At 65.6% G+C, this 803-nt stretch carries 1 protein-coding gene; it reads left to right on the top strand.

Going from position 1 to position 803, the window contains the following annotated elements:
• Positions 1-5: 5 nt before the first annotated feature.
• Positions 6-803: hemagglutinin repeat-containing protein (locus HGR_RS00330; RefSeq protein ID WP_319946206.1), on the top strand; the 798-nt coding region annotated here is incomplete at its 3' end.

Below are 803 nucleotides of genomic sequence, written 5' to 3'. Positions count from 1 at the left end.
TGCTCATCACCGCGGGCATCGACCAGCACAAGACCGAGACCAGCAGCACCAAGAGCGTGACCGCCAGCGGCGGCACCAATGGATCGGCCAGCGCCTCGGCGAGCACCAGCAGCAGCCAAAGCAGCAGCACGAGCCTGCGCAACGTGAACAGCACGATCAACGTGGGGCACCTGGAGAGTGATGCGCAGAACTTCACGCTACGCGGCGCGGAGGTGGTGGCTGAGACTGCGGACCTGAACGTGGGCAGCCTGACGGTGCAGAGCTTGCAGGACACGAGCAGCAGCAGCAACAGCAGCCAGAGCCGCAATGTGGGGGCGGGGTTTGGTGGCGGCAGCGTGTCGTCGGTGAACGGCGGTTTCAGCAACGGCAGCGGCAGCAGCGAGAGCAATCAGGTCGGCAGCCAGACCCAACTGCTGATCACCGACGGAGCGAAGAGCCACATCACGGCCAAGGACACGACGCTGATCGGCGGCCTGATCGCCAACGCCACGCAGAACAAGGACGGCACGCTGACCGACCACGGCCAGCTGAACCTGACGACCGGCACGCTGACGGTCACGGATCTGGAGGACCGCAGCAAGAGCGAGCAGAGCAGCAGCGGCCTGCAGGCCAGCTCGGGCACCACGACGGTGAGCATGAGCAAGCAAGGCCACAAGACGGAAGGCGAGACGCAGGCCACGCTGGGCCAGGGCAACATCAAGGTGGGTGGAGCCGACCTGAGCACACAAGAGCAGTACGCCAGCCTGAACCGCGACGTGAACGAAGCCCAGATCACGACGCTGGACCAGCAGACGGCGGGCTTG

It is taken from the genome of Hylemonella gracilis ATCC 19624, from assembly GCF_000211835.1.
Classification (GTDB): Bacteria; Pseudomonadota; Gammaproteobacteria; order Burkholderiales; family Burkholderiaceae_C; genus Hylemonella; species Hylemonella gracilis.
The sequence above is the reverse complement of the archived record's forward strand: the minus strand, read 5'-3'. Positions and strand labels throughout refer to the sequence as shown.